General features: G+C 72.9%; 4 protein-coding genes. All 4 read left to right on the plus strand.

Annotation, left to right across the window (positions count from 1 at the left end):
- Window positions 1–309: 309 nt before the first annotated feature.
- The 4 genes from D0Z06_RS24915 (at window position 310) to D0Z06_RS24930 (ending at window position 4169) form a co-directional block, all read left to right on the plus strand.
- The gene (locus D0Z06_RS24915; protein ID WP_117380235.1) at window positions 310–585 is read left to right on the plus strand and encodes a type II toxin-antitoxin system Phd/YefM family antitoxin; all 276 of its coding nucleotides are present in this window, start codon (window positions 310–312) and stop codon (window positions 583–585) included.
- Entirely contained in the window at window positions 582–857 is a 276-nt protein-coding gene (locus D0Z06_RS24920) for a type II toxin-antitoxin system RelE family toxin (RefSeq protein WP_117380232.1), read from the plus strand. Before D0Z06_RS24915 ends, D0Z06_RS24920 begins: the two co-directional genes overlap by 4 nt.
- Before the next feature lie 155 nt (window positions 858–1012).
- A complete protein-coding gene (locus D0Z06_RS24925) occupies window positions 1013–2698 on the plus strand; it encodes a LuxR family transcriptional regulator (protein WP_199522537.1) in 1686 nt (561 codons plus the stop codon).
- A gap of 100 nt (window positions 2699–2798) precedes the next feature.
- Window positions 2799–4169: an NAD(P)/FAD-dependent oxidoreductase gene (locus D0Z06_RS24930; RefSeq protein WP_147332134.1), complete on the plus strand. Its 1371-nt coding sequence runs from the start codon at window positions 2799–2801 to the stop codon at window positions 4167–4169.
- Window positions 4170–4692 lie beyond the last annotated feature (523 nt).

Genomic DNA, 4692 nt, shown 5'->3' on the forward strand with positions numbered 1-4692 from the left:
GACGGCAGGCACGAGCGGTCCACATCTCACGGAGCGTTAGCACCTTCGCGAGCGTGGCCCTCGTGCCTGCCCCCAACGATCAGCCACGCCGAAGGCGACGATCACGCCTACTGGCGGGGACTCTTAGCGGGAGTCGTCGTGCTCCCTGATCCGGCGCTTCCGCTCGTGGCCCGGACTGTCTCCGGCACCGGCATCAGCCGAGGTGGCACCTGGCGACGACGACGGCGCACAACCATGGCGAGCGTCTGACAGACCCACATCAGTGGGGCCCCATTGACCAACGGTCGCCAGGTGACCATAATTCAGGTCATGTCCACTCAGTCCCTCGCCGCGGTCAAGGCGCATTTCAGTCAGGTGATCGACGAGGTGTACGGAACGCACGAGCGCGTGACGGTGACCAAGAACGGCAGCCCGGTCGCCGTGATCCTCGCCGTCGATGACTACGAGTCCCTGATGGAGACCCTGGAAATCCTGTCCGACCCCTCGGCAGTGGCGCAGATCCGGCAGGCGGAGTCCCAGATGGATGACGGCGAGGTCTACGACGAGGCGCAGGTGCGCGCCACGTTGGCCGCGCGTCGCCCGTGAGCGAGGCGCCGCCCTACACCGTCGTGCTCTCGGCGGCAGCGAAGCGCGCCATCGAACGAGACCTGCCAGAATCCGTCGCTGCCGCCGTCGTGGACTTCCTGTACGGAGCGCTTGCGGCGGACCCCTACCGGGTGGGCAAGCCGTTGCGATTCGAGTTGGAGGGCTACTGGTCTGCCCGCAGAGGCCAGTACCGGGTCGTCTACTCGATTCACGACGAGCAGGTGCTGGTCCGCGTCGTGCGCATCTCCCACCGGGCCGACGTCTACGGCTGACATCAGCCGGCGTCACGGATGGATCCGTGTGCGTATGTAGCGTGTCGCCCCTCGGACACAGCGGAGAGCTCTCACGGTCAGCGATCGTGAGGGCTCTGGCGTCGAAGCCGCCTGACCGGTACCGCGGACGGTCGCGCAGCCGCACCATGGGACGTGTGGTGGGCACGATCGAGCAGGCCCGCGCGGCCGTGGACGTCCAAGCGTGGGACGTCGCCTGCCGGGTGCTCGTCGCTCTGGACGAGCGGGGCGAACTCGCCGAGCCGAAAGACCTGCAGGCCTTGGCGCTGAGTGCTGCTCTCACCGGCCGGAACGAGGTGGCCGACGCCGCCTGGGAGCGGGCGTACGGAGCCTTCCTCGAGCGCGACCAGGTTTTGCCCGCTGTCCGGTGCGCGTTCTGGCTGGGCCTGGTGCTGAGCACCGCCCGGGGCGACGAGTCGCGTGGGGGTGGCTGGCTCGCCCGGGCGCACCGGATGCTCCGGGAACACGGGCCGGAGGACTGCGCCGAGTGGGGCTACCTGTTGCTCCCGGCCGCGCTGCGTGACCTGGACGGCGACGATCCGCACCGCGCCCTCCGCGCCTTCGCGCATGCGGCCGCGATCGGCGAGCGCTTCGGCGAACCCGACCTGTCCGCCCTCGGACGCCTCGGGCAGGGCCAGGCCCTGATCCGCACCGGCGAGACGTCCAGCGGGCTGGCCCACCTCGACGAAGCCATGGTGACCGTCGACAGCCGACGCGTGTCGCCGATCGCGGCCGGCATCGTCTACTGCGCCGTGATCCTCGCCTGCCAGCAGGTCTTCGACCTGCGGCGCGCCCAGCAGTGGACGGCGGCGCTGGGCAACTGGTGCGACGCGCAGCCCGGCCTCGTCCCGTTCCGGGGCCAGTGCCTCGTCCACCGGTCGGAACTGGCCCAGTGGAGGGGCGCCTGGTCCGAGGCTGTCACCGAGGCCGACCGCGCCTGCCGGTTGCTGGCCGATCAGTCGGATCCGGCGGCCGGGATGGCCCACTACCAGCGCGCCGAGCTCTACCGCCTGCGCGGTGAGTACGGGCCCGCCGAGGCCTCCTACGAGGCCGCCGTCGCCCTCGGCCACGACCCGCACCCCGGCCTCGCCCTCCTGTGGCTCGCCCAGGGACGCACTGAGGTGGCGGCCGCCGCGATGCGCTGCGCCGTCGAAGGGTCCTCCACCGCCCTTCCGGGCGTCGCGGACGAGTTCCGCACTCCCCGCCCGCGGGCACTGCTGCTGGCCGCGCACGTGGAGGTCATGCTCGCGACGGGGGACGGCGCGGCGGCCCGCGCGGCCTGCGCGGAGCTGGACGGGGACGCCGACGTCGTCGGCACCGGCGTCATCCGGGCGATGGCCGCCCGCGCCCGCGGGATGGTGGACCTGGACCAGGGGCGGTACGCGCCGGCACTCCGGGCCTTCGTCGACGCCCGGGCGTGCTGGGCGCAGCTGCGTGCGCCCTACGAGCTGGCCCGGACGCGCGTGCTGCTGGCCCGGGCCCTGCGCGCGCTCGGCGACGAGGAGACCGCGGCGCTGGAGGAGGCCGCGGCCCGACGGGTCTTCGAGGCGGTGGGTGCCGCTCCCGAGCTCGAGTGTCCGTCCGCCGCGCCGGCCGCTGGTCCGGCAGCTCGCCTGACGCCGCGCGAGATCGACGTGATCCGGCTGGTAGCCGCAGGGCACACCAACCGCGAGATCGCCGAGCGGCTGGTCATCAGCGACAAGACCGTCGCCCGCCACCTGCACAACGCCTTCACCAAGCTGGCTCTCCCCAACCGGGCGGCGGCCACGGCCTACGCCTACGAGCACCACCTGGTGCAGGGCGGCATGGACAGGACGGTGTAGCCGCCACGGGCGCACAGTTGCACCGATCGGCCGACGCGGCGTGCGCCGGGCCGTTCCTAGCGTGGGCGACCACCCGCACCGCCGACGCGAGGAGGCCGTGATGCACCTGGGAGACCACGCAGTCGTGCTGGGGGCCGGCATGGCCGGCCTCGTGCACGCCGTACCGCTGGCGGAGCGGTTCGAGCGCGTCACGCTGGTCGAGCGGGACTCCCTTCCCGACCGGGCCGAGCCCCGGACCGGTGTGCCGCAGGGCCAGCACATCCACCTGCTGGTGCCCGGAGGGCTGACCCGCCTGGAAGAGCTGCTCCCCGCAGTGGCCGACGACCTGTCCGGCCGCGGGGCCCACCTCATCGGGGCGCCGGAGTGGCGCTTCCACATGGGCGGGGGCCGGCTGGATCTGCGAGGCACCGACTTCCGCATCACGGGGGCGACCCGGCCGCTGATCGAGCACGTCGTCCGCGCTCGCGTGCTGGCACCCGGCGGCGTCGAGGTGCTCGATGGCTGGGCCGCCCGCGAGCTGCTGACGACGAGCGACCGGAGCCGCGTCACCGGCGTGCGGTTGCGGTCGGAGGCCGATCCGACCGAGGAGCGCGCCCTGGCGGCCGACCTGGTCGTGGACACCACGGGCCGGGGCTCCCGGTCACCGCGGTGGCTCGCGGATCTGGGCTACCTGCCACCGGCCGAGGAGCGCCTCAAGGTCGACGTGCACTACACCACGCGTCTGTTCCGCAGGAGTCCTCGAGACCTGGACGGCAGCCGCAACGTGCTGGTCGACGTCCCGCCCGCCGGACGCCGCGGTGGGGTGGCCCTGGCGGTCGAGGAGGGGCGCTGGCTCGTCACGCTCATCGGGATGCTCGGCGAGCGTCCCCCCGCGGACCTGACCGGTTTCACCGAGTACGCCTCAGGGCTCTGGAACGGCGACATCCACGACGTCGTCTCGGGCGGGACGCCGGTCGGGGACGCCGTCCGTGCTGCCTTCCCTTCCTTCTCCCGGCACCGCTACGACCGGCTGCGTCGCCTGCCCGAGAGATACCTCGTCGCGGGCGACGCGGTCTGCTCCTTCGATCCGCGTTTCGGTCAGGGCATGACCGTGGCGATCATCGAGGCCCTCGAGATGCGCCGCGTCCTGGACGAGCACGGCCTGGACCGCATCGGCCCGCGGGTGCTGTCGTCGGCGCGGTGGGCCGTGCAGGACGCCTGGGACCTGGCCGCCGGCGGCGATCTCGCGCACCCGGAGGTCGAGGGGCCACGGCCACTGTCGTGGCGACTCACCACCGCCTACCTTGAGCGCCTCCTGCCGGTCGCCCATCGCGACCCCCTGGTAGGTGCGGCGCTCATCCGGGTCATCGGGATGCTCGATCGCCCGCAACGGCTGATGCGCCCGCAGCTGCTCCGGCGTGTGCTGGCCGGCTCCCGCCGGAACGGCTCCCGCACGCCTGCGTCCGGCAGCGCCGTGAGGTCGCCTGCGTGAGCCGCGATCGACCGCCCCGGCCGACCGGGGCATCTGCCCGGCAACCACCGACGCACCGGATCCCGCGTGCGCTCAGCGGCGCCCCGCCCGGCTGCTTGCCCGTTGACCGGCGCGGTGCCCGCTGATGCCGCCCGTGCCCTGGCCGGCCTGCTTGCCGCGCTCGACCCAGCGCGTGTTCGAGCAGCCGGAGCGCTTCATCGGGCACCAGCTCGATCTCGTCGCCGACGTGTGCTCGATCGAGAGTGCCGGGAGAGATACAGGCGGGTCACCGGACGACCGCCACGCCGGTTCCCGATGCCCGTGCGTCTCTTCGAGCGCTTCGCGCGGGACACCGCCGCCTCGTGGCGCTGGGCACGCACGGCCCGTCTGGACGCCGACCCTTCGCCGACCCGGGAGTGTCGACGACGCCTGAAAACTGACCCCCTCGCGACGGTCGAAAGTTGACCCCCTCCCGAGACCCTGGCTCGAGCCGAGCCGGGGAGGGACGAGGTGCTGGCAGTGGAGGACTGGGCGGAGATCCGCC

The sequence above is a fragment of the Geodermatophilus marinus genome (assembly GCF_003428645.1).
Lineage (GTDB): Bacteria > Actinomycetota > Actinomycetes > Mycobacteriales > Geodermatophilaceae > Geodermatophilus.